The sequence below is a fragment of the Amycolatopsis sp. NPDC049252 genome, from assembly GCF_043197175.1.
Taxonomy (GTDB): Bacteria; Actinomycetota; Actinomycetes; order Mycobacteriales; family Pseudonocardiaceae; genus Amycolatopsis.
The window spans coordinates 12,021-31,665 of record NZ_JBICSQ010000065.1; the positions used below are offsets into that span (position 1 = coordinate 12,021).

22 protein-coding genes and 1 pseudogene are annotated in these 19,645 nt (G+C 70.6%); 10 read left to right on the forward strand and 13 right to left on the reverse strand.

Annotated features, from left to right (window positions below; genetic code table 11):
- Positions 1-302: 302 nt before the first annotated feature.
- Positions 303-1,195 (forward strand): annotated as a pseudogene (locus ACGFMK_RS37990) (LLM class flavin-dependent oxidoreductase).
- 9 nt (positions 1,196-1,204) lie between these two features.
- Entirely contained in the window at positions 1,205-1,645 is a 441-nt protein-coding gene (locus ACGFMK_RS37995; RefSeq protein WP_392773860.1) for a MarR family winged helix-turn-helix transcriptional regulator, read from the forward strand.
- Between the two features lie 7 nt (positions 1,646-1,652).
- Here ACGFMK_RS37995 and ACGFMK_RS38000 read toward each other — a convergent pair whose 3' ends face one another.
- The gene (locus ACGFMK_RS38000) at positions 1,653-1,904 is read right to left on the reverse strand and encodes a hypothetical protein (protein ID WP_392773861.1); all 252 of its coding nucleotides are present in this window, start codon (positions 1,902-1,904) and stop codon (positions 1,653-1,655) included.
- Positions 1,901-2,320: a hypothetical protein gene (locus ACGFMK_RS38005; RefSeq protein WP_392773863.1), complete on the reverse strand. Its 420-nt coding sequence runs from the start codon at positions 2,318-2,320 to the stop codon at positions 1,901-1,903. Before ACGFMK_RS38005 ends, ACGFMK_RS38000 begins: the two co-directional genes overlap by 4 nt.
- A gap of 223 nt (positions 2,321-2,543) precedes the next feature.
- Here ACGFMK_RS38005 and ACGFMK_RS38010 point away from each other — a divergent pair, with 223 nt between their 5' ends.
- Positions 2,544-3,926, forward strand: coding sequence for a hypothetical protein (locus ACGFMK_RS38010; RefSeq protein ID WP_392773864.1), 1,383 nt, complete (start codon positions 2,544-2,546; stop codon positions 3,924-3,926).
- Here ACGFMK_RS38010 and ACGFMK_RS38015 read toward each other — a convergent pair.
- Together ACGFMK_RS38015 and ACGFMK_RS38020 are read right to left on the reverse strand one after the other, a co-directional pair.
- Entirely contained in the window at positions 3,919-4,149 is a 231-nt protein-coding gene (locus ACGFMK_RS38015) for an acyl-CoA carboxylase subunit epsilon (RefSeq protein WP_392773866.1), read from the reverse strand. The two genes, ACGFMK_RS38010 and ACGFMK_RS38015, sit on opposite strands and share 8 nt — an antisense overlap.
- Positions 4,146-5,783, reverse strand: coding sequence for an acyl-CoA carboxylase subunit beta (locus tag ACGFMK_RS38020; RefSeq protein ID WP_392773868.1), 1,638 nt, complete (start codon positions 5,781-5,783; stop codon positions 4,146-4,148). The genes ACGFMK_RS38015 and ACGFMK_RS38020 overlap by 4 nt, the downstream gene beginning before the upstream one ends.
- 55 nt (positions 5,784-5,838) lie before the next feature.
- Here ACGFMK_RS38020 and ACGFMK_RS38025 point away from each other — a divergent pair, with 55 nt between their 5' ends.
- On the forward strand, positions 5,839-6,633 hold the full coding sequence (locus ACGFMK_RS38025) for a GNAT family N-acetyltransferase (protein WP_392773870.1): 795 nt from the start codon (positions 5,839-5,841) through the stop codon (positions 6,631-6,633).
- Position 6,634: 1 nt separating this feature from the next.
- Here ACGFMK_RS38025 and ACGFMK_RS38030 read toward each other — a convergent pair whose 3' ends face one another.
- The 5 genes from ACGFMK_RS38030 to ACGFMK_RS38050 are packed head-to-tail and all read right to left on the reverse strand — an operon-like array spanning position 6,635 to position 10,904.
- Positions 6,635-7,840 carry an FAD-dependent monooxygenase gene (locus ACGFMK_RS38030; protein ID WP_392773871.1) on the reverse strand — a complete coding sequence of 402 codons (1,206 nt, stop codon included), beginning with the start codon at positions 7,838-7,840 and terminating at the stop codon, positions 6,635-6,637.
- Between the two features lie 30 nt (positions 7,841-7,870).
- Positions 7,871-8,512 carry a response regulator gene (locus tag ACGFMK_RS38035; protein ID WP_392773872.1) on the reverse strand — a complete coding sequence of 214 codons (642 nt, stop codon included), beginning with the start codon at positions 8,510-8,512 and terminating at the stop codon, positions 7,871-7,873.
- Positions 8,512-9,600 carry a sensor histidine kinase gene (locus ACGFMK_RS38040; protein WP_392773874.1) on the reverse strand — a complete coding sequence of 363 codons (1,089 nt, stop codon included), beginning with the start codon at positions 9,598-9,600 and terminating at the stop codon, positions 8,512-8,514. The genes ACGFMK_RS38035 and ACGFMK_RS38040 overlap by 1 nt, the downstream gene beginning before the upstream one ends.
- A gap of 34 nt (positions 9,601-9,634) precedes the next feature.
- A complete protein-coding gene (locus tag ACGFMK_RS38045) occupies positions 9,635-10,432 on the reverse strand; it encodes an SRPBCC family protein (protein ID WP_392773875.1) in 798 nt (265 codons plus the stop codon).
- 55 nt (positions 10,433-10,487) lie between these two features.
- Positions 10,488-10,904 carry a MarR family winged helix-turn-helix transcriptional regulator gene (locus tag ACGFMK_RS38050; protein ID WP_392773877.1) on the reverse strand — a complete coding sequence of 139 codons (417 nt, stop codon included), beginning with the start codon at positions 10,902-10,904 and terminating at the stop codon, positions 10,488-10,490.
- A 74-nt stretch (positions 10,905-10,978) separates the two neighbouring features.
- Between ACGFMK_RS38050 and ACGFMK_RS38055 the strand changes: the two genes are divergently transcribed.
- The gene (locus ACGFMK_RS38055; RefSeq protein ID WP_392773879.1) at positions 10,979-11,548 is read left to right on the forward strand and encodes a flavodoxin family protein; all 570 of its coding nucleotides are present in this window, start codon (positions 10,979-10,981) and stop codon (positions 11,546-11,548) included.
- On the opposite strand, the gene ACGFMK_RS38060 is transcribed toward ACGFMK_RS38055, so the two are convergent.
- The gene (locus tag ACGFMK_RS38060) at positions 11,545-12,117 is read right to left on the reverse strand and encodes a TetR/AcrR family transcriptional regulator (protein ID WP_392773880.1); all 573 of its coding nucleotides are present in this window, start codon (positions 12,115-12,117) and stop codon (positions 11,545-11,547) included. The genes ACGFMK_RS38055 and ACGFMK_RS38060 overlap by 4 nt on opposite strands.
- Positions 12,118-12,203: 86 nt before the next feature.
- On the opposite strand from ACGFMK_RS38060, the gene ACGFMK_RS38065 reads away from it, so the two are divergent.
- Positions 12,204-13,394, forward strand: coding sequence for an FAD-dependent monooxygenase (locus ACGFMK_RS38065; protein ID WP_392773882.1), 1,191 nt, complete (start codon positions 12,204-12,206; stop codon positions 13,392-13,394).
- On the opposite strand, the gene ACGFMK_RS38070 is transcribed toward ACGFMK_RS38065, so the two are convergent.
- Positions 13,366-13,725: a winged helix-turn-helix transcriptional regulator gene (locus ACGFMK_RS38070; RefSeq protein WP_392773884.1), complete on the reverse strand. Its 360-nt coding sequence runs from the start codon at positions 13,723-13,725 to the stop codon at positions 13,366-13,368. The two genes, ACGFMK_RS38065 and ACGFMK_RS38070, sit on opposite strands and share 29 nt — an antisense overlap.
- Before the next feature lie 82 nt (positions 13,726-13,807).
- On the opposite strand from ACGFMK_RS38070, the gene ACGFMK_RS38075 reads away from it, so the two are divergent.
- Positions 13,808-14,665: an NAD(P)-dependent oxidoreductase gene (locus ACGFMK_RS38075; RefSeq protein ID WP_392773885.1), complete on the forward strand. Its 858-nt coding sequence runs from the start codon at positions 13,808-13,810 to the stop codon at positions 14,663-14,665.
- Complete coding sequence (locus tag ACGFMK_RS38080; RefSeq protein ID WP_392773887.1) at positions 14,662-15,411, forward strand: SDR family NAD(P)-dependent oxidoreductase; 750 nt, start codon at positions 14,662-14,664, stop codon at positions 15,409-15,411. Before ACGFMK_RS38075 ends, ACGFMK_RS38080 begins: the two co-directional genes overlap by 4 nt.
- Before the next feature lie 87 nt (positions 15,412-15,498).
- Here the strand turns inward: ACGFMK_RS38080 and ACGFMK_RS38085 are convergent, their stop codons facing one another.
- The gene (locus ACGFMK_RS38085; protein WP_392773889.1) at positions 15,499-16,266 is read right to left on the reverse strand and encodes an NAD(P)H-dependent oxidoreductase; all 768 of its coding nucleotides are present in this window, start codon (positions 16,264-16,266) and stop codon (positions 15,499-15,501) included.
- A gap of 71 nt (positions 16,267-16,337) precedes the next feature.
- On the opposite strand from ACGFMK_RS38085, the gene ACGFMK_RS38090 reads away from it, so the two are divergent.
- The gene (locus ACGFMK_RS38090; RefSeq protein ID WP_392773891.1) at positions 16,338-17,336 is read left to right on the forward strand and encodes a GlxA family transcriptional regulator; all 999 of its coding nucleotides are present in this window, start codon (positions 16,338-16,340) and stop codon (positions 17,334-17,336) included.
- A gap of 20 nt (positions 17,337-17,356) precedes the next feature.
- Positions 17,357-18,241, forward strand: coding sequence for a transglutaminase domain-containing protein (locus tag ACGFMK_RS38095; protein ID WP_392773892.1), 885 nt, complete (start codon positions 17,357-17,359; stop codon positions 18,239-18,241).
- Here ACGFMK_RS38095 and ACGFMK_RS38100 read toward each other — a convergent pair whose 3' ends face one another.
- Positions 18,242-18,844 (reverse strand): TetR/AcrR family transcriptional regulator, encoded by a 603-nt coding sequence (locus ACGFMK_RS38100; protein ID WP_392773893.1) that lies wholly within the window; start codon positions 18,842-18,844, stop codon positions 18,242-18,244.
- Positions 18,845-19,645: the final 801 nt, after the last annotated feature.

A 19,645-nucleotide genomic window follows, 5' to 3' on the forward strand; every position in this document is an offset into this window, starting at 1 on the left:
TTTCGGTTACAGCGAGAAGTAACCGCGGGCCTCGCACCGGGAGTGCGTCTGAAATTGGGTTGCCCGAGGTCTCGGCCGGAGAAGGTGTCGACCGGCGGCTGTGACACCGCCGGTTCGGGATTCGAACCCAAGGGATACCGGAAGTAACCTTCTCCCTCGCACCGGGCGACACCCAAGTTACCGGGCCGCCCCGGCGGGCGCGACCGGTTTTCCGGCGAGCCTCCACAAGTGGCCTCTCGCTGTAGTTCGTGATAATAACTGTATAGTCAGTTCGTAGCACGAACTAAAAACTGGGAGGAACCATGGTGCTCTTCGGCATCGGCGGCTCGACGGCGGTGACGTCGGCGGGAGGCACCCTGCGGCAGGCCGTCCTGGCCGACCGGGGTGGGCTCGACCTGTTCAGCGTGTCCGATCACCCCTACTACGCCGACCGCCTCGACGCCTACGCCGAGATCGGGGTCGTTCTCGGGCGGACCGAACGGATCTCCGGGCTGGTCAGCGTCACCAACCTGCCGACGCGGCCCGCGCCGATGCTCGCGCGCACCGTCACTTCGCTGTCCTCGCTGAGCGGTGGGCGGATCGTGCTCGGGATGGGCGTCGGCGGGCTGTGGGACGACATCGCGCGGCTCGGCTTCGAGAAGCTCACGCCCGGCGCGGCCGTGCGCGCGTTCGAAGAGGGGATCCGGCTCGTCAAACAGCTCGGCGGTGGTGGGGAGCCGGTGACCTTCGACGGCGAGTTCTACCAGGTCACCGCGTTGCACCCGGCCGAGGAGCCGACCCCGCCGGTGTGGATCGGCTCGGTCGGGCCGAAGTCCCTCGCCGTCACCGGACGCGTCGCCGACGGCTGGATGCCCGGCCGTGCGGCGGACTGGCTCAGCGAGCGCTACCGGACGTCGAGGCCGGTGATCGACGAAGCCGCGGTGGACGCGGGCGCGATCCGCGGGACGTCGTCACCGTCTACAACTTCCCCGGGCGCATCACCGAAGAGCCGCTGCCGCGGACCCGCGACGACGACGGGCGCTGGATCGGCGGCTCGCCGGAGCAGTGGGTCGAGGAGCTGACCGGCGCGGTGCTGGACCACGACGCGCACGGGTTCGTGCTCTTCGGGCCGGGCGGCCGCCCGCCTTCGGACGACGATGTCGTGCGCTGGGCCGAAGAGATCGCGCCGGCCGTGCGCGAGGCCGTCGCGAAGTAGGCTGGCCTGATGGAGGCTCTCGGTGTGGTGGCCGGTCTGGTGCGGTCGTCGTTCCTCGTGAACGCCGTCTACACCGAGTCGGCCCGCGAGTACGGGCTCACCGTGCAGCAGGGGCAGCTGTTGTGCGTGCTGATGGCGCAGCCGTACGGGATGGGCGAGCTCGGCGCGACGCTCGGCCTCGAGAAGTCCAGCCTCACCGGCCTGGTCGACCGCGCGGTCCGGCGCGGGCTCGTGCGCCGCGAGCCCGTCCCGGACGACCGCCGCGCGGTGCAGGTGGTCCTGACCGGCGAAGGACGTGAACTGGCGGAGGACTTCTACGCGGCGACGTGCCGCCGGGTCGAGGACCTGGCGGCCGGGCTACCGGCGGCGGACCGCGACCGGCTCGCGGCGTTGCTGGGGCGCGTGGTCGAGGACAACGAGGTCCCGACGGTCTTCCTCGACGCGCTCTGAACCGTCCTCAGCGGTGCCTTTGTATTGGCGGCGGCAGGAGTCTGCCCAAGAGGAAGATCAAGCGTCGGCGTTCGGCCAGCTGGAAGGCGAATCGGCTGCCGGCCTCGATGACTTCGACTTGTTTGCTCGGCGGGGCTTTTCGCTGGCCGTCCCGGGTGATGCGTTCAACGGCAGCGGTGTCGCGACTGCAAACGAAGGCCCAGGCGAAGACGAGCCCTGTTGTCGGCACTGCAGCGATGGCCGCGACGATGACGATCACGTCGTTCCTCGGCGCGCGTCCGATCTCATCGACAGAAGCGGGCGCTTGGTGTCGGAGATCGTCCAGAACGTCCACCCGTTCCGGTTGTTGTGGACGTCCGGGTTCAGGTGTCGAACGACGGCCATGGCCGCTCCGCTCGGTGACTTGAACATCTGACCCGCAAGCGGGCCCTCGGTGATCTGCAAGTGGTGTGTCTGCAGGTCGAAGGTTCCTCTTACGCGCTGGCCTTCGTAAGTCGCGTGGACCTTCAACTCGTCCGGATTTTGCTCCTGGCTCGGCAACGGTTGCCCGGCTTGCGCGAAGGCGTCCAGTAGACGGTCGACCACTGCGGCCTCGGAGGTTTGCCAAGCGGACTGGAGCAACCGGATGCGCGTCAGCGCCTCATGGGAAACCTCGATCGTGGGATGAGTCGCCAACCCTCTGCCTCCTTGCGGGCACTTCTGAGAAGTAATGAGAACTATAGACCACTGTTAGAACTATCGACAATCAGGCCTCGACGCGCTCTGATCCCGACTTTCGTCGGGCCGTGGCGGAGGTACGTTGCCGGAAGTTCACCGGCTGGTTCCCCCTGCCGCCGCGAGAACCTCGTCTTCGCTCGTCATCGTGATGCCGCCCAGGTCCCCATCGCCGAGGAGCACCATGAAGCGCCTCATTCCGCTCGCTGTCGCCACGCTCGCCGCCGGGTTGCTCGCCGTTCCCGCGCACGCCGCCGTCACCCACCGGATCCTCTTCGACAACACCAAAGCCGAGACCGCCGGCAACGCCGACTGGATCGTCGGCACCTCGCAGCCCGATCCGACCGGGCAGAACTCCGCGCCGCAGAAGGAAACCGACTGGACCGGCGCGCTTTCGGCGTGGGGGGTCGCGCTGCAGAAGACCGGGCAGTACAGCCTCAAGACGCTGCCCTCGGGCAACACCATCACCTACGGCACGTCGAACGCGCTGGACCTCAAGAACTTCGACGAATTCGTGCTGCCCGAGCCGAACGTCGTGCTGAGCGCCGCCGAGAAGACGGCGATCATGAAGTTCGTGCAGAACGGCGGTGGCCTGTTCCTGATCTCGGACCACACCGGCAGCGACCGCAACAACGACGGCTGGGACTCCCCGAAGATCATCAACGACCTGCTGACGAACAACGGCGTCGACAACACCGACCCGTTCGGCTTTTCGGTCGACCTGAAGAACGTCGCCAGCGACCACCCGGTGGCCATCACCGACTCCTCGAACCCCGTGCTCAACGGCTCGTTCGGCGCGGTCAAGAAGAGCCTGATCGCCAACGGCACCACGTTCACGCTCAAGCCCGCCGACAACCCCGCCGTCAAGGGCCTGGCGTACCTGAGCACGTCGTCACCGGGGAACACCAACGCCTTCTTCGTGACGAGCACCTTCGGCTCGGGCCGCGTCGCGATCTGGGGTGACAGCTCGACCATCGACGACGGCACCGGCCAGTCCGGCAACACCCTCTACAACGGCTGGACGGACCCCACCGCCGACAACGCGGCCCTCGGCCTCAACGCGACGGCCTGGCTCGCGGGCAGCGGCACGACCACGCCGCCGCCGACCGGCTGCACCGCCGGGCAGCTGCTGGCCAACCCGGGCTTCGAATCGGGCACCACCGGCTGGACGGTGTCGTCGAGCGTCATCGGCCAGCACGGCACCGACGCGCCCGCCCGCACCGGCACGTGGAGCGCCTGGCTCGACGGCTACGGCACCGCCCACACGGACACCCTCAGCCAGACCGTCACGCTGCCGACCGGCTGTTCGTCGTACACGTTCTCGTTCTGGCTCGACATCACCACCGCGGAGACGGGCACGACGGCCTACGACAAGCTGACCGTCAAGGCGGGCAGCACGACGCTGGCGACGTACAGCAACGTCAACGCGGCCGGCGGGTACCAGCAGCGCAGCTTCTCGCTGTCCGCCTTCGCGGGTCAGTCCGTGACGCTCGCCTTCAGCGGTGTCGAAGGCTCCCAGCTGCAGACGTCGTTCATCGTGGACGACACGGCGCTCAACGTCAGCTAGGCAGACCCGACGCGCGCCAAGCACCGTCGCCGGGGTGGAGCGGCCTACGCAGGGAAGCTGCGTGGTCGCCCCACCACGACGTACGCGGCTTAGGCTTCTCCGGCGCCTTCGCGGCCGACGCCGCGGCGACGACCGCCGTCAGCGCCGCCACCTCGGCGTCGCTCGGGTTTCCCCGGACCACCCGCAGCAAAGGCCGCTCTTCAGCGGGTTCTTCGGGGCTCACAGCGGGATGTTCCCGTGCTTCTTGGGCGGCAGCGACTCGCGTTTGTTGCGCAGCAGCGACAACGCCCGCGCCACGTGCCCGCGGGTGTGCGCCGGCACGATCACCGAGTCGACATAACCCCGCTCGGCCGCCGCGTACGGGTTGAGCAGCGTGTCCTCGTACTGCTCGATCAGCTCGGCGCGCAGGGCGTCAACGTCCTTGCCCTCGTTCGCCGCGTTGGCCAGCGTCTTGCGGTGCACGATGTTCGCCGCGCCCTGGGCGCCCATCACCGCGACCTGCGCGGTCGGCCAGGCGAGGTTGATGTCGGCGCCGAGGTGCTTGGAGCCCATGACGTCGTACGCGCCGCCGAACGCCTTGCGCGTGATGATCGTGACCAGCGGGACGGTGGCCTCCGCGTAGGCGTAGATCAGCTTCGCGCCGCGGCGGATGATGCCGTTCCACTCCTGCTCGGTGCCCGGGAGGAACCCCGGGACGTCGACGAAGGTGAGCACCGGGATGTTGAACGCGTCGCAGGTGCGGACGAACCGCGCGGCCTTCTCGGACGCGTCGATGTCGAGGCAGCCGGCGAACTGCGTCGGCTGGTTCGCCACGACGCCGACGCTCTGGCCGTCGACGCGGCCGAAACCGACGATGATGTTCGGCGCGAACAGCTCGTGGACCTCGAGGAACTCGCCGTCGTCGACGACGCGGTTGATCACCTCGTGCATGTCGTACGGGGTGTTCGGCGAGTCCGGGATGATCGTGTCGAGCTCGCGGTCGCTGTCCGTGACGTCGTCGAAGAAGCCGGCCGGCGCATCCGACGGCTCGAAGACCGGGGCGTCGGAGAGGTTGTTCTGCGGCAGGTAGGCGAGCAGTTCCTTGACGTAAGCGATGGCGTCTTCGTCGTCGGAACCGAGGTAGTGCGCGACGCCGGACTTCGTGTTGTGGGTGCGGCCGCCGCCGAGCTCCTCGAAGGTGACGTCCTCACCGGTGACCGTCTTGACGACGTCCGGGCCGGTGATGAACATCTGCGACGTCTCGTCGACCATCACGACGAAGTCGGTCAGCGCGGGGGAGTAGACGTGCCCGCCCGCGTTCGCGCCCATGATCAGCGAGATCTGCGGGATCACGCCGGACGCCTGCACGTTGCGGCGGAAGATCTCGCCGTAGAGGCCGAGCGAGACGACACCCTCCTGGATGCGCGCGCCACCGCCCTCGTTGATGCCGACGATCGGCCGGCCGGTCTTGATCGCCAGGTCCATCACCTTGACGATCTTCTCGCCGTACACCTCGCCGAGGCTGCCGCCGAAGATCGTCACGTCCTGGCTGAACACGCACACCGGACGGCCGTCGACGGTCCCGTAACCGGTGACGACGCCGTCGCCGTAGGGCCGGTTCTTCTCCTGGCCGAAGTTGGTCGAGCGGTGCCGGGCCAGCTCGTCGAGCTCCACGAACGAGTTCTCGTCCAGCAGCAGCTCGATGCGCTCGCGGGCGGTTTTCTTGCCCTTGGCGTGCTGCTTCTCCACCGCGCGGGCCGAGCCCGCGTGCACCGCCTCGTCGTACCGGCGGTACAGGTCGGCCAGCTTGCCGGCCGTGGTGTGGATGTCCGGTTCATCCTCGGGCGGCGTCCCGAGCGGCTCCGTCGCACTGCTCATGCCACGGGAGCTTAGCTACTTGCCGGTCACTTCGCGTGTGGCGTAGGCAACGTCCATGACCTTCCCGCCGATCCGGCTCCTGGGCCCCGCCGACCTGCCCGCCTGCGCCGACCTGGCCGAATCCCGCTCCTGGCCGCGCGAGCCGCCCAAGTGGCGGCTGCTGCACGAGGTCGGCCGGGTGTTCGGAGTGGACGCCCTGGACGGCGACGGCCTGGCCGCGGCCGCCGTCCTGGTGCCGTTCGACGGCGTGGCGTCGATCTCGATGGTGCTGGTCGCGCCCCGGTTCGAGCGCCGGGGCCTGGGCCGGGCGATCACCCGGCACGCCGTCGACATGGCGGGAGACCGGGTGGTCCATCTCCACGCGTCGAAGTTCGGCAGGCCGCTGTACGAGTCGATGGGCTTCGAGGTCGACGGCGGTTGCCAAGGCCACGTCGGCACGTTCCTGGACGACGGCGGCCCGGGTGCCTCGCCGGGCTCGTTGTCCGACGTCTTCGCGCCGGACCTGCGCGCTCAGGGCGTGGACCGGCGGCCACTCCTCGCTCGTCTGGGGACACCGTTCGTGGTCGACGGCGGGTTCGCGTTCGGCTTCGACATCGGCCACGTGACGGTGATCGGCCCGGTCGTCGCGACCGCCGAGGAGCAGGCCAAGGCGCTGATCCGCGGGGTCGCGCGGGCGGCCTCCGGCGAGGTGCGGGTGGACCCGGACTTCCGCTTCCCCGCGTTGACGGCGTGGGTGCGCGAGCGCGGTCTGGTGCCGACCGCGCCCGCGCCCCGGCTGGTCCTCGGCGGCCGCGTGCTCCCCGGCGACGCCACGATGAGGTTCGCCCCGTTCACCCGCGCGGTGGGCTGAGCTACGAAGCGGCCGCCGGGATCGGGTACTCCGGCAGCGTGATCGCCTCGGCCGGCGGCGACATGAACTTCCCCGCCAGCCCCGAGACGCGGCCTAGCAGCGGCGACGCGGCCACGCGCACCGCGGTCCGGAACGCGGCGAGCTGCAGCCGGCCGCGCGGGTGGGCGATCTTCGGCGCCCCGGGCGGGAGCTGCTGGGCCTTCGTGACCAACGGGCGCAGCACCTGCTCGTAGCGGGCGAAGGCGTCGCGCGGATCGTCGCGGCCGGCGAGCTCCCCGGCCAGGACGTAGGCGCCGGCCAGCGCCAGGGTGGTGCCCATGCCGCTGACCGGGGACGCGCAGTGTGCGGCGTCGCCGAGCAGCGCGATCCGGCCGCGGCTCCACGTGTCGAGCTTCGCCTGCCCGATGTCCTCGAAGTACAGGGAGCCGTTGTCCAGCTCGGCGAGCACCCGCGGGGCCGCCCAGCCGACGTCGGCGAAGGTCGCCCGCAGCACCGCGACGACGTCTTCGCGGCCGAGGCGGTCCAGGCCGCGCACGTCGGAGATGAAGCCCAGTGACGCCTGCGTGGTGCCGAGGTTGTCCGGGCGCAGCGAGAGCATCCGCCCGCGGCCGCAGGCCAGCACGCGCCACCGGTCGGTGTCGTCGCCGGTGCGCGGGATCGCGAGGAAAGCGTTGTAGAGGCCCAGTTCGTGGATCTGCGCGTCGGGCATGATCAGTGCGCGGCTGCGTGAGCGCAGGCCCTCGGCGAGGACGACCGCGTCGAACCGGCGGCTCGGACCCCGCTGGAACTCGACGTCCACGCCGGAGCCGTCGTCGTGCAGCGCGGTGATCTGGTCGCCGAAGACGTACTCGGCGCCGTCTTTCGAGTGCTCGTAGAGGATCTTGGCGAACTGACCGCGCAGGATCTCCAGCTCGGCCGTGCCGCCGGAGGTGTCGTCGGTGCCGCCGGCGAAGGTGGCGATCGCGCGCCCGTGCTCGTCGACGAACTCCGTGCCGGTCTCCCCGGTGTGGGCGGCGCGGACGGCGTCCTCCAGGCCCATCCGGCGGATGACCTGGCGCCCGACGCCGCGGACGTCGATGTTCTGGCCCTGTTCACGCACGTGGTCGAACCGCTCGACGACGGTCACTTCCCAGCCCGCCCGCGAAAGCCACGAAGCCAAGGTGGGACCGGCGATACTGGCTCCGGAGATCAGGATGCTGCGACTCAAGGTGTACCTCCCTTGAACCCACCGTAGCCGTTAGCCGGCGCGCACGAGCCCTGACTCGTAGGCGGCGATCACCAGCTGGGCCCGGTCCCGGGCCGCGAGTTTGTGCAGCAACCGGCCGATGTGGGTCTTCACCGTCGCGATGCCCAGGTGCAGCCGCTCGGCGATCTCGTCGTTCGACAGGCCGCGCGCGATCAGCGTCAGGACCTCCTGCTCGCGAGCCGTCACGCCGTCCAGCCGCGTCACCGGGCCCGACGGCAGGCGCGCGAACTCCGAGACCAGCCGGCGGGTCACCGACGGCGCCAGCAGCGCGTCGCCGTTCGCGATCACCTCGATCGCCGCGAGCAGGTCCGCCGGGCGGGTGTCCTTGAGGAGGAACCCGCTCGCGCCCGCGCGCAGGGCCGCGTAGACGTACTCGTCGAGGTCGAACGTGGTCAGCATCAGCACACGCACGCCGGTTTCGGCGCAGATGCGGCGGGTCGCCTCGATGCCGTCCATCTCGGGCATCCGGACGTCCATCAGCACGACGTCCGGCTGCTCGCGCCGCGTCAGCGCGACCGCCTCGACGCCGTCGGACGCCTCGCCGACCACCTCGAGGCCCGGGGCGCTGTCCACCAGCACGCGGAAACTGCCGCGCAACAACGCCTGGTCGTCGGCGATGAGGACGCGCGTCATCACGCCACCGCCGTCTCGTAGGGCAGGCGGGCGAAGACGCGGAAGCCGTCCGGCGCCGGTCCCGCGCTGAACTCACCGCCGTAGACGGCCACACGCTCGCGCATCCCGATCAGGCCGTGGCCCGGGTCCGCGGCGCCGCCGCGGCCGTCGTCGAGCACTTCGATGCGCACCTGGCCGCTCTCGCCGGTGACGCGGATCCGGCACGTCGTCGCACCCGCGTGCTTGACGACGTTGGTCAGTGCCTCCTGCACGATCCGGTACACCGACTGCCCGACGCCGTTCGGCAGCTCGTCGAGGTCCTCGACGACCAGGTCGACGGCCGGGCCCGCCTGTTGCGCGCGGTCGGCGAGCGCGCGCAGGTCGGCGAGCGTCGGGGCGGGCGCCAGCGCCGGGACGCCGGTGCCGTCCCGCAGCACCCCCAGCATCCGCCGCAGCTCGGCCAGCGTCTCGCGGCTGGTTTCTTCGATGACACGCAAGGCTTCCCGCGCTTCGCCGGGCTGGTCGAGGGCGACGTGGTTGCCGACGGCCGCCTTCACCGCGATCAGGCTCATGCTGTGCGCGACGACGTCGTGCATCTCGCGGGCGATCCGCAGCCGTTCCGCGGAAACCGCCTGGTCCCGTTCGGCGACCGCGTGCTCCCGGCGGGCGCGCACGGTGAGGCCGAACGCGTACCCGACGATGAGCGCCCCCGTGCCGATGTTCACCGCCTGCGACGCGCTCGGCGTCGGCAGCGCGAACGAGAGCACGCCGACCTCGGCCAGCCCGGCGACGAACCCGATGCGGACGATCCGGTTGTCCAGCCGGCCCACGACGACGTAGAGCGCACAGGCCGCACCCACCGCGGCGACCCCGAGCGCCGGCCCGCCGATCGGTACGGCCGCCGCCGTCAGCACCAGGGAGCCGACGTAGGTGGTCAGCGGCCACCACCGGCGCACGACGATCGGAACCACGCTCGCGACGAGGATCGTCCACCCCAGCCATCCGGGCAGCCAAGACGGCAGCGCCCACGCCCCGGCGGCGAGGTTGCCACCGGCGCCGAGCCCCAGCAGGACCGCCGCCAGGACGTCCAGGGCTGTCCGAAATCGCATGACCCGAAGGTAATGCCGACTCCGGTGGAGCGCGTCAACCCTGGGTCGGACGCTCCGCGTAGTGCTTGCGCACGGCCTCGACGCGGTCGGCCGTCCAGTCCGGCAGGTCGACGCCGTGGGTGGCGGCGAAGAGCTTGTCGAGCTGCTCGTGCCGCCGGGTCAGCTGCGCCGCGACGTCCTCTTCGGGGGCCTCGGTGAACTCGACGCGCGTGCCTTCGAGCGGGTCTTGGAGCACCTGCCAGCCGGGCTCGTCGGGCAGCAGCGCGCGAACTTCGCCGACGGGCTTCCAGACGAGGTCGCGGCGGAAGCGGACGGTGCCGTCATCGAGGACCTCACCGTCGTCGAGGCCGAATTCCGCCACATAGGACGCCATCCCGGCGTGCCAGTTCGCCGGCGGCTCGTGCTCCTCGCCGGAAAGGCGCGCGTCGAGGGTGTCGAGGCAGACGTCCCAGCCGGTCGCGGTGCGGCCCGCGGCGAGTTTCGCGATCGCCGGGTCGCCGCGGCCGAAGGTGTGCGTGAACTCCAGCAGGCTGCCGTCACCGTCGGGGGAGATCAGCCAGCGCAGGGTGTCGTCGTTCCAGAGGAACGTGAACTCGCGCGGCGGGTCGACGGTGAGCACCCGGCCGGTGGTGGAGTCGTCCGCGCCGGGGAAGGTGAAGCGGATCTCGCCACCGTCGCGCAGGTCGACGTCGACCGCGGCCGGGAACCAGTGCGCGAGCTCGGCCGGGTCGGTGATGGCGTGCCAGACCTTCTCCGGCGCGTGCTTCAGGCGGCGTTCGAACCTGAGCGCGGGGCGTTCGTCGACGGTCTGCAGCTTCGCGCGTCCGGACACGGCGTCCTCCCGATGGTTGCCTGTGCCGGTATATAACCACCGTGGAATATGAGGGTCAAGGGCCGCGGACGACGGCGACCGCGGGGGCCAGCTCCGGGTCGCTCGCGGCCTTGTCGAGCGCGGTGCGCAGGACGTCGCGGTAGGTGGGCTCGGTCTCGGCGTAGCGCTCGCGGCCGGCGTCGGTGATCACCGAGTAGACGCCGCGGCGGTCGTCTTCGCACAGGTCGCGGACGGTCAGCCCGGCGTCTTCGAGGCGTGCGCACATCCGGCTGACCGAGCTCTGGTTGAGCCCGATCGCCTCGGCGAGCTCCTGCATCCGCAGCTCGCCCTTCGGGTTCGCGGCCAGCTTGCCGAGCGCGCGGTACTCGGACAGACCGAGCCCGTGGCGGCGGTGCAGCGCTTTGCCCAGCTCCTGCTCGATGCGGGCGTGCAGCACGAGTACGCGGCCCCAGGACTGTTCGTCGACGGTCATCTCGCGACCTCCTCTTGACTCGAGGATACCTGCAGGAGCAGTCTTTATATGTACATGCAAGTAAATGGAGGGGAATGACCATGATCGACCGCAGCTTCCTGTTCCTGGTCGGCGCCGCGCGGGCCGGGGGCAACACGGAGATGCTGGCCCGGCGGGCCGCGAAGGAGCTGCCGCAGGACGCGGACCAGCGCTGGATCCGGCTGCCCGAGGTGCCGCTGGCGCCGTTCGAAGACCGCCGTCACGGCGCCGGTGAGCACCCTTCGCCCGGTGAGAACGAGCAACTGCTGATGGACGCGACGTTCGCCGCGACGGACATCGTGATCGTGTCGCCGGTGTACTGGTACTCGGTCGCGGCGAGCGTGAAGCTGTACCTGGACTACTGGTCCGGCTGGCTGCGCCTGCCGGTGGAGTTCAAGCCGCGGATGGCGGGCAAGACGCTGTGGGGCGTGAGCGTCCTGAGCGAGACGGCGCGCGAGGCCCAGCCGCTGATCGGCACGTTGGAGCTGTGTGCGGAGTACCTGAGCATGAACTGGGGCGGGGTCCTGCTGGGCAACGGCAGCCGCCCGGGTGACGTGCTCCTGGACGACTCGGCCATGGCGGCCGCGTCCACGTTCTTCACCGGCGCGGACCTGGTGCGCGCCTAAGCCAGCACGTCCTTCGCGAGCAGGCGCAGGCCGTGGATCAGGTCCGCGCCCGACGGCGCGTGGTCCGGGTCGGCGAGCCACTGCAGCACCACGCCCGAAAGCAGGGCCTGGTGCACGGTGCCGACGGCTCGGGCCTCCGCGCTGCCGTCGTCGAGGCCCTGGAAGAGGTTCGCCAGCCCGAAACGGGCCAGTTCGAGCGCCTTCGCCAGCTGCGCGCGGACGGCCGGGTCGAGCTCCGGCTGGGTGTAGGCCTCGAACGTCATCGCCCACATCCGCTGGTGCGCGGGGACCGACTCGATCACCCGCTGCCAGATCAGCGCGAAGCGCTCGGCCGGCGTCGCGTCCGGCGGCGTCTCGACCTGCAACGTCTTCGCCAGCGTCTCGCCCCACTCTTCGTTCGCCTCGATCAGCGCGGTGTTGAGCAGCGCCTCCCGTGAGCCGAAGTGGTAGCCGATCGCGGCCATGCTGACGTTCGCCGCCGAGGCCAGGTCTCGCACGGTCGTGCGGGCGTAGCCCTTCTCGTTGAGACAGCGCTTCGCGCCCGCCAGCAGCGCTTCCTTGTTGCCCATGCCCGGAGGTTAGCACGAACGTCTTAGGCGCACGATTGAGGCGAGCGCATTGCGCGATCGCCCAAATCGGGGTTACCGTTCTCGGCATGCAGAACAGACGAGTCCTCATCTCCGGCGCCGGCGTCGCCGGCCCCGCCCTGGCCTTCTGGCTCCGCCGCCACGGCTTCACGCCGACCGTGATCGAGCGGGCGCCAACACTGCGGGAGGGCGGCTACGCGATCGACTTCCGCGGCGCGTCGCTGCGCGTCCTCGATCGAATGGGCCTGCTCGGCCAGGTCGAGGCCGCGGCGACCGGCATGGGTGAAGTGTCCTATGTGGACGCCGACAACCGGACGCTGGTCGTCACGCCGCCGACGTTCCAGAGCGGCGAGCTCGAGATCCTGCGCGGCGACCTCTCACACATCCTGTACGACGCCACGAAGAACGACGTCGAGTACGTCTTCGGCGACTCGATCACCGGGATCACCGAGCACGGCGCAGGTGTCACGGTCACCTTCGAACGCGGCGAGCCACGCGAGTTCGACCTGGTCGTGGGGGCCGACGGGCTGCACTCGAACGTGCGCTCCCTGGTCTTCGGCGACGAGTCCTGGTACCGCCGTGACCTCGGATACCACGTCTCGATCTTCACCGTGCCGAACCACCTCGGCCTCGACCACGTCGGCCGGTTCTACAACGAGCCGAACCGCACCGTCGGCGTCTACAGCGCCCGCGACAACACGGAAGCGAAAGCCCTGTTCTGGTTCGGTTCCGGGCCGCTCGCGTACGACCACCGCGACGTCGAACAGCAGCGCGAGATCGTCGAGGATGCCTTCGCGGACGTGGGCTGGGAAACGTCGACACTGCTCCGGCGGATGCGCGAGGCGCCGGACTTCTACTTCGACTCGGCGAGCCAGATCAAGCTCGACACGTACTCGAACGGCCGGGTCGCGCTGGTCGGTGACGCCGCGTACTGCGCCGCGCCGCTCTCGGGCATGGGGACGAGCCTGGCGGTCGTCGGCGCGTACGTGCTGGCGGGCGAGCTCGCGGCGGCCGGCGGCGACCACACGACGGCGTTCACCGCCTACCACGACGAGATGCGCGAATTCGTCGCCGTGTGCCAGAAACTGGGTGAGGGCAACGGGAAGTGGTTCGTACCGCCGACCCGCGCGTGGATCCGGCTGCGCAACCTCAACCTGCGGCTGCTGCCGCACCTGCCGTGGCGCAAGGCGATCGAGCAGCTGCCGCTCAAGGCGGGCAACGCGATCACGCTCAAGGAGTATGCGAAGGTGCCGGCGTGACGCCCCGGCGCTGCGCGATGCCGGCCATGTTCTCCTCGCCCCAGTCGCCCAGCGGCAGCAGCGCGGTGTTCAGCCGCTGACCCAGGTCGGTCAGCGAGTACTCGACCTTCGGCGGGACCTCGTGGAACACCTCGCGGTGCACGATCTCGTCCGCTTCCAGCTCCCGCAGCGCCTGGATCAGCATTTTCTCGCTGATCCCCGCCACCTTGCGCCGCAGTTCGCCGAACCGCAGCGGCTCGGCGTGCAGCGCCCACAGGATCAGCGCCTTCCAGCGGCCGCCGACGACGTCGATCGCGGCGTCCAGCCCGCACCGGTAGCTTCGGGTCAGCATGCAGGATCCTTACGTTTTGGTGGGTACCTGACTTAATTGTCGGTACTTGTTCAGTGTAAAGCGGTTCAGCAGCATGGCGTCCATGGCTTCAACGGGAGAAAACAAGAAGGTGGGCGTGCTCGGCCTGGGGCGGATGGGCACCGCCCTCGCCGGGGCGCTTCTGGGGGCGGGCCACGACGTCGTGGTGTGGAACCGGTCGCCGCTCAAGGCGGGCCCGCTGCTCGACCGCGGCGCGCGTCTCGCGGCCACCCCCGCGGAGGTGGCCGAGGCCGGCGTCGTGCTCAGCTGTCTGTCCACATACGACACTCAACAGCCGGTACTGGACGAGCTGGCGCCGTCCGTTCTGGTGAACCTCACGTCCGGCACGCCGGAGCAGGCCCGCGGCGTCGCGAAGTGGGCGGCGTCGCGGGGAATCGGCTACGTGGACGGCGTGATCATGGCCGTCCCGCAGGGCATCGGCACACCGGCCGCCCGGATCCTCTACGGCGGCTCGCCCACGGCGTTCGCCGAGCAGCGCGACGTGCTGGAAGTGCTGGGGGAGCCGGTGTTCCTCGGCGAGGACGCCGGGCTCGCGGCGCTGTACGACCTGGCGTTGCTCGGCATCATGTGGTCGACGATGAGCGGTTATCTGCACGCGCTCGCGCTGGTCGGCACCGAGGGCGTGACGCCGGAGCGGTTCACGCCGATGGCGCTGTCGTGGCTTTCGGCGGTCGGCGGGTTCCTGCCGGGGATCGGCACGCAGGTGGCGAGCGGCGAATACACGACGGACGTCTCGGCCCTCGACATCAACGCGGCTGGGCTGGAGCTGCTGGTCGAGACGAGCCGCGAGCAGGGGATCAGCACGACGGTACCGGCGCCGCTGGCGGAGCTGTTCGGCCGAGCGGTCGCGGCGGGCCACGGCGCGCACGCGATCGCCAGCGTCATCGAGGAGATCCGGTGAAGTACTCGGGAAAGAAGGCGGTCGTCACCGGCGGCACGCACGGAATGGGCCTGGCGGTGGTCCGCGCCCTGCTGGACGGCGGCGCGGAAGTCCTGCTGACCGGCCGCGACGTCGCGCCGCTGCGGGGAAAGCTGCCCGGCAAGGCACACCTGCTCTCGTCGGACGCGGCCAGCCTGTCCGACATCGACGCCCTGGGCGCAGCCGCCGCGGAGACGCTCGGCGAGCTAAACCTGGTGTTCGTCAACGTCGGTTTCGCGACGCTCACGCCGTACGAAACGGCGACACCGGAGGTCTACGACCGCACGTTCGACGTCAACACCAAGGGCGCGTACTTCACGGCCCAGCGGCTCGCGGACCTGGTGCGGCCCGGCGGTTCTTTCGTGTTCACGACGTCGGTCGCGGCCGAAGCGGGAATCGCGGGCATGGGCCCGTATTCCGCGGCGAAGGCGGCGGTCCGGTCGTTCGCCAGGACGTACGCGGCCGAGCTGGCCCCGCGTGGAATCCGGGTGAACGTGGTCAGCCCGGGTTACACGGACACCCCGACGATGGGCGTGACCGGCGTGCCGTCCTCGGTTTTGGCGGCCTTCAAGGCAACCGGCGACGAGGTGACCCCGTTGAAGCGTCACGCAACCCCGGAGGAGGTGGCGACGGCGGTGCTGTTCCTGGCCTTCGACGCGACGTTCACCACGGGCGCCGACCTCCCGGTGGACGGCGGTCTGGGGCAGCGCCTGACATTGCCCGCGTAGTTCCGTGAGGGGCACCCTCATGGCTCTTAGGTCCATGAGGGTGCCCTTCACGGCTTTGAACGTCATGAGGGTGCCCCTCATGACGCGTTAGCCGAGGTGGATGGCGAGGCCGGTGGCGCCGGGTGCGTGGGCGGGGCGGAGGACGAGGTCGTCGTCGTAGTCGCCGCCGTTCTGGGTGCGGAACGGGATCGGCTTCGCGGTGTCCAGCGTGTGCAGCCGCGTGCGCAGCAGGTCCCGCGACTCGGCGAACTGCTCCGGCGACACCCGGTCCGCGCCGTGGACCGCGACCGGTGGCAGCACCGACATCCCGGCGTAGAACAGCGTTCCGTGGTGCAGCGGGAACAGGATGTCGTTCAGCGGGCCGTTGATCCCACGAGGGCCCAGCGCCGGTTCGCGAGCGCCCGCGCTCAGGACCACCATTGCGCGTTTGCCCGCGAACACGCCTTCGCCGTAGCGAAGGGTGCGGCCGTCCTCGGCGCGGACGCCGTAGCCGAACCCCTTCACGAACACGCGGTCGAACCAGCCCTTGAGGATCGCCGGCATGCCGTACCACCACAGCGGGAACTGCACGACGACTGCGTCCGCCCAGGCCAGCTTCTCGTGCTCGGCCACGATGTCCGGGCTCAGCTCGCCGCCGGCGTACGCCCGGGCGGACGCCGCCCCGACGACCAGCCGCTCGTCTCCGGCTTCCGCGCCGAAATCGGCGGCGTCGACCACCGGGTTCCACTTCATCGCGTACAGATCCGACTCCCGGACGTCGTGACCGAGGTTCCGGAGCGTCCGGAGCCCGTCGTCACGGAGGGCCCCGCCCAGCGAGCGGGGCTCGGGATGCGCGAATACCCACAACACGTTCATGACCTCGATGGTCACGCCGTTCGCCGCCGCGATCGAGTGGCCTGATAGCCAACCTGTGCAAGAATCGGGCCATGGCCGCCTTCGCGCACCCGGACCGACACCACGTCGCCGTGCTGGTCCGGCACGGTTTGCTCGTGATCGAGCTCGGCATCATCCACCGCCTGTTCGGGCAGGCCCGCTCGGCGTCGGGCGAGCCGCTGTACGAGGTCGTGACCTGCGCACTCGAGCCGGGCCCGATCCGCACCGACGCCGACTTCACCATCCCTGTCGACCACGGCCCGGAGGTCATCGCCGAGGCCGACACGGTGATCGTCCCGGCGTCCAGCGCCGAGTACGAGCCGATGGCGCGGGTGCTCACGCCGCCCCTCAAGGCCGCGCTGGAGCTGATCCCGGCGGCCGCGCGGATCGCGTCGATCTGCACGGGCGCGTTCGTGCTCGCCGCGGCCGGCCTGCTCGACGGCCGCCCGGCCACCACCCACTGGCGCTCCGCCGAGGAACTCCAGGACCGGTTCCCCGAGGTCGACGTCGACCCCTGCGTGCTCTACACCGACGACGGCCGCGTGCTGACGTCCGCCGGTGTCGCGGCCGGGATCGACCTGGTGCTGCACATGATCCGCCGCGACCACGGCGCCGCCGTGGCCAACGAGGTCGCCCGCGGCACGGTGGTGTCCCCGCACCGCGAAGGCGGCCAGGCCCAGTTCGTCCGGCGGCCGGTGCCCGAGCCCCGGACGTCGTCGACCAAGGCCGCCCGCGCGTGGGCGCTGGAGAACCTCCACCGCCCGCTGACGCTGCGCGAGCTCGCCGCCCGCGAGGCCATGAGCACCCGTACCTTCACCCGGCGCTTCCGCGAAGAGGTCGGCATCTCGGCCCTGCAGTGGCTCACGCAGCAACGCGTCGAGCGCGCCCGGCAGCTCCTGGAGGAGTCGGACCTCCCGGTCGACCGCGTCGCCACCGAGGCCGGCTTCGGCACGTCGGCGTCGCTGCGCCAGCACTTCCAGGCCGCACTCGGGGTGTCACCGAGCGCGTACCGCTCGACGTTCCGCGGCGAACTGGCTGCCCAGGCCGGCTGAATCCCGCTAGCGTCGCCACCATGGACGACTTCCACGTCAGCCACAGCCGGTTCACCGACCCGGGTGCGCAGGCGGACTGGCTCGACGGAACGCCGAGCGACGTCGCGGCTTTGCGTGAAGCCTCCTCTCGGCTGGTCTTCCACTACTGGGCCCAGGGCGACATCACGCAGCACGGCTTCCCCGCCTCGCGTGGCGAAGAGATCAACCTCCGCTACGCCGAGGACATGTTCGCCCGCCTGCGCGAACTCGACCCCACACCACCCGGCGGCCCGCGCGAGCCGCTGCACCGGATCGTCGGCTGCTGCCGCGACTTCACCCTCCTGTTCGTCTCGATGGCCCGCCACCACGGCATTCCGGCCCGCACCCGGGTCGGGTTCGCGAGTTACCTGGTGCCCGGCTGGTACCTCGACCACGTGGTCGCCGAGGTCTGGCTCGACGGCGCCTGGCGGCTGGTCGAGCCGCAGATGCCCGCCGGCTTCCGCGACCCGGTCGACGGCTCGGAGCTCGACCTCCTCGACGTCCCCCGCGACCGCTTCCTGGTCGGCGCGGACGCCTGGACCGCCGCCCGGGCCGGCGACCTCGACCCGGCCCGGCTGGTCGTCTCACCGGACCTGGACGTGCCGTTCCTGCGCGGCCTGCCCTACGCGCGGCACAACCTCGTGCTCGACCTCGCCGCGCTGAACAAGCACGAGATGATCCTGTGGGACCTCTGGGGCAGCCTCAACGACGACGCCGAGGTGGCCTCGGCCGACCTGGCCCGCGCGGACGAGCTGGCCGAGCTGATGGCCGACCCGGACATCGAGCAGCTCCGCGTGGTCTTCGAGGCCGAGGACGTACGGGTGCCGCCGGTGATCCGCTCGGTCACGCCGCCGGGGCCGATCCCGGTCGAGGTCGTGCTGCGGTGACTACGGCGCGATGCCGTGCAGGACGGTCTTGACCACCGACTCCGGCGAAGGCGGATCGAGCGGGCCGGTGTGCGGGAAGACCGCGCCCATGACCGACTCGTGGCAGAACCCGACCAGGACGGCCGCCGCAGCGTCCACTTCGGACTCCGGCGCCAGCCTGCCGAGAGCGCGCTCCTCCCGCAGGTAGGCCACCAGACGGTCACGCCAGTAACCGGACCGCTCGCTGATCTCCGCGAACCGCGCCAGCACCGATGGACGGCCGACCAGGCCGCCGAAGGCCGGGACGAGCACCCGGTGCAGGGCGAGGCCGAACTCCAGGTGACGGCGGAGGTTCCCGTCGAGGGTGCCTTCGCCCGCCACCGGCAGCTCGCCCAGCTCCGCCTCCGTCGTGCGGACGTACTCCAGCAGGGCCCTGGCCAGCAGCTCCTCCTTGTCGGAGAAGTGGTTGTAGAGCACACCATCGGCGACGCCGGCCGCGCGGGCGATCGCGCGCACGGTGAGGCCGGTCGTGCCGTGCGTGGCGATCATCTTCTCGGCGGTCTCGATCAGCAGGTCGTGGAGCGACTGCCCGTCGCGCTGAGCCGCGGCTTTCCTCGGTGACATCACCGCCATCGTAGGGGCATGGGCAGGGTTTCCTTTCCGTGGCGGGCCGCGCCGGGGCGGGTGGTCTGGTGACGTCGGGGGAGCGGCGGGCTGCTGGTGCGGTGTGGTGGCGGGCCGCGCGGGAGCTTGGGGCGCTCGTTGTTGTGGGTTCGGTCGTGGTGTGGGTGCGTAGGCGAGGTCTTCCTTCCGTGGCGGGCCGCGCCGGGGCGGATGGTGGGCGGTTTGGTGAGGTCGAGGGAGCGCTGGGCTGCCGGTGTGGTGGCGGATGGCGCGAGAGGTGCGGTGCTTGGTCGGTTGCCGTGGCGTATCGGCCGTGGTGCGTAGGTGGGCTGTGGACAGGGACCTCCTTCCGTGGCGGGCCGCGCCGGGGCGGATGGTGGGCGGTTTGGTGAGGTCGAGGGAGCGCTGGGCTGCCGGTGTGGTGGCGGATGGCGCGATGGGTGCGGTGCTTGGTCGGTTGCCGTGGCGTATCGGCCGTGGTGCGTAGGTGGGCTGTGGACAGGGACCTCCTTCCGTGGTGAGCCGTGTCGAGGCGGTTTGGTGAGGTCGGGAGAACGCCGGGCCGCTGGTGCGGTGGAGGACTGCGCGGGAGGCGTGGCGCGTTGTGTGCGTTGTGGCTGTGGTGCGAGTGCGTGGCTGGTGGTGGGCGGGGCCTCCTTTCGTGACGGGCCGCGCGGGGATGGTGAGGGCGGGGAGCGCCGGGCTGCCGGTGTGGTCGCGGACAGCGCGAGAGGTGTGGCGCGGGTGAGTCGCCGTGGCGTGAGTTGTGGCTGTGGGCGGGACCTCCTTCCGTGGCGAGGC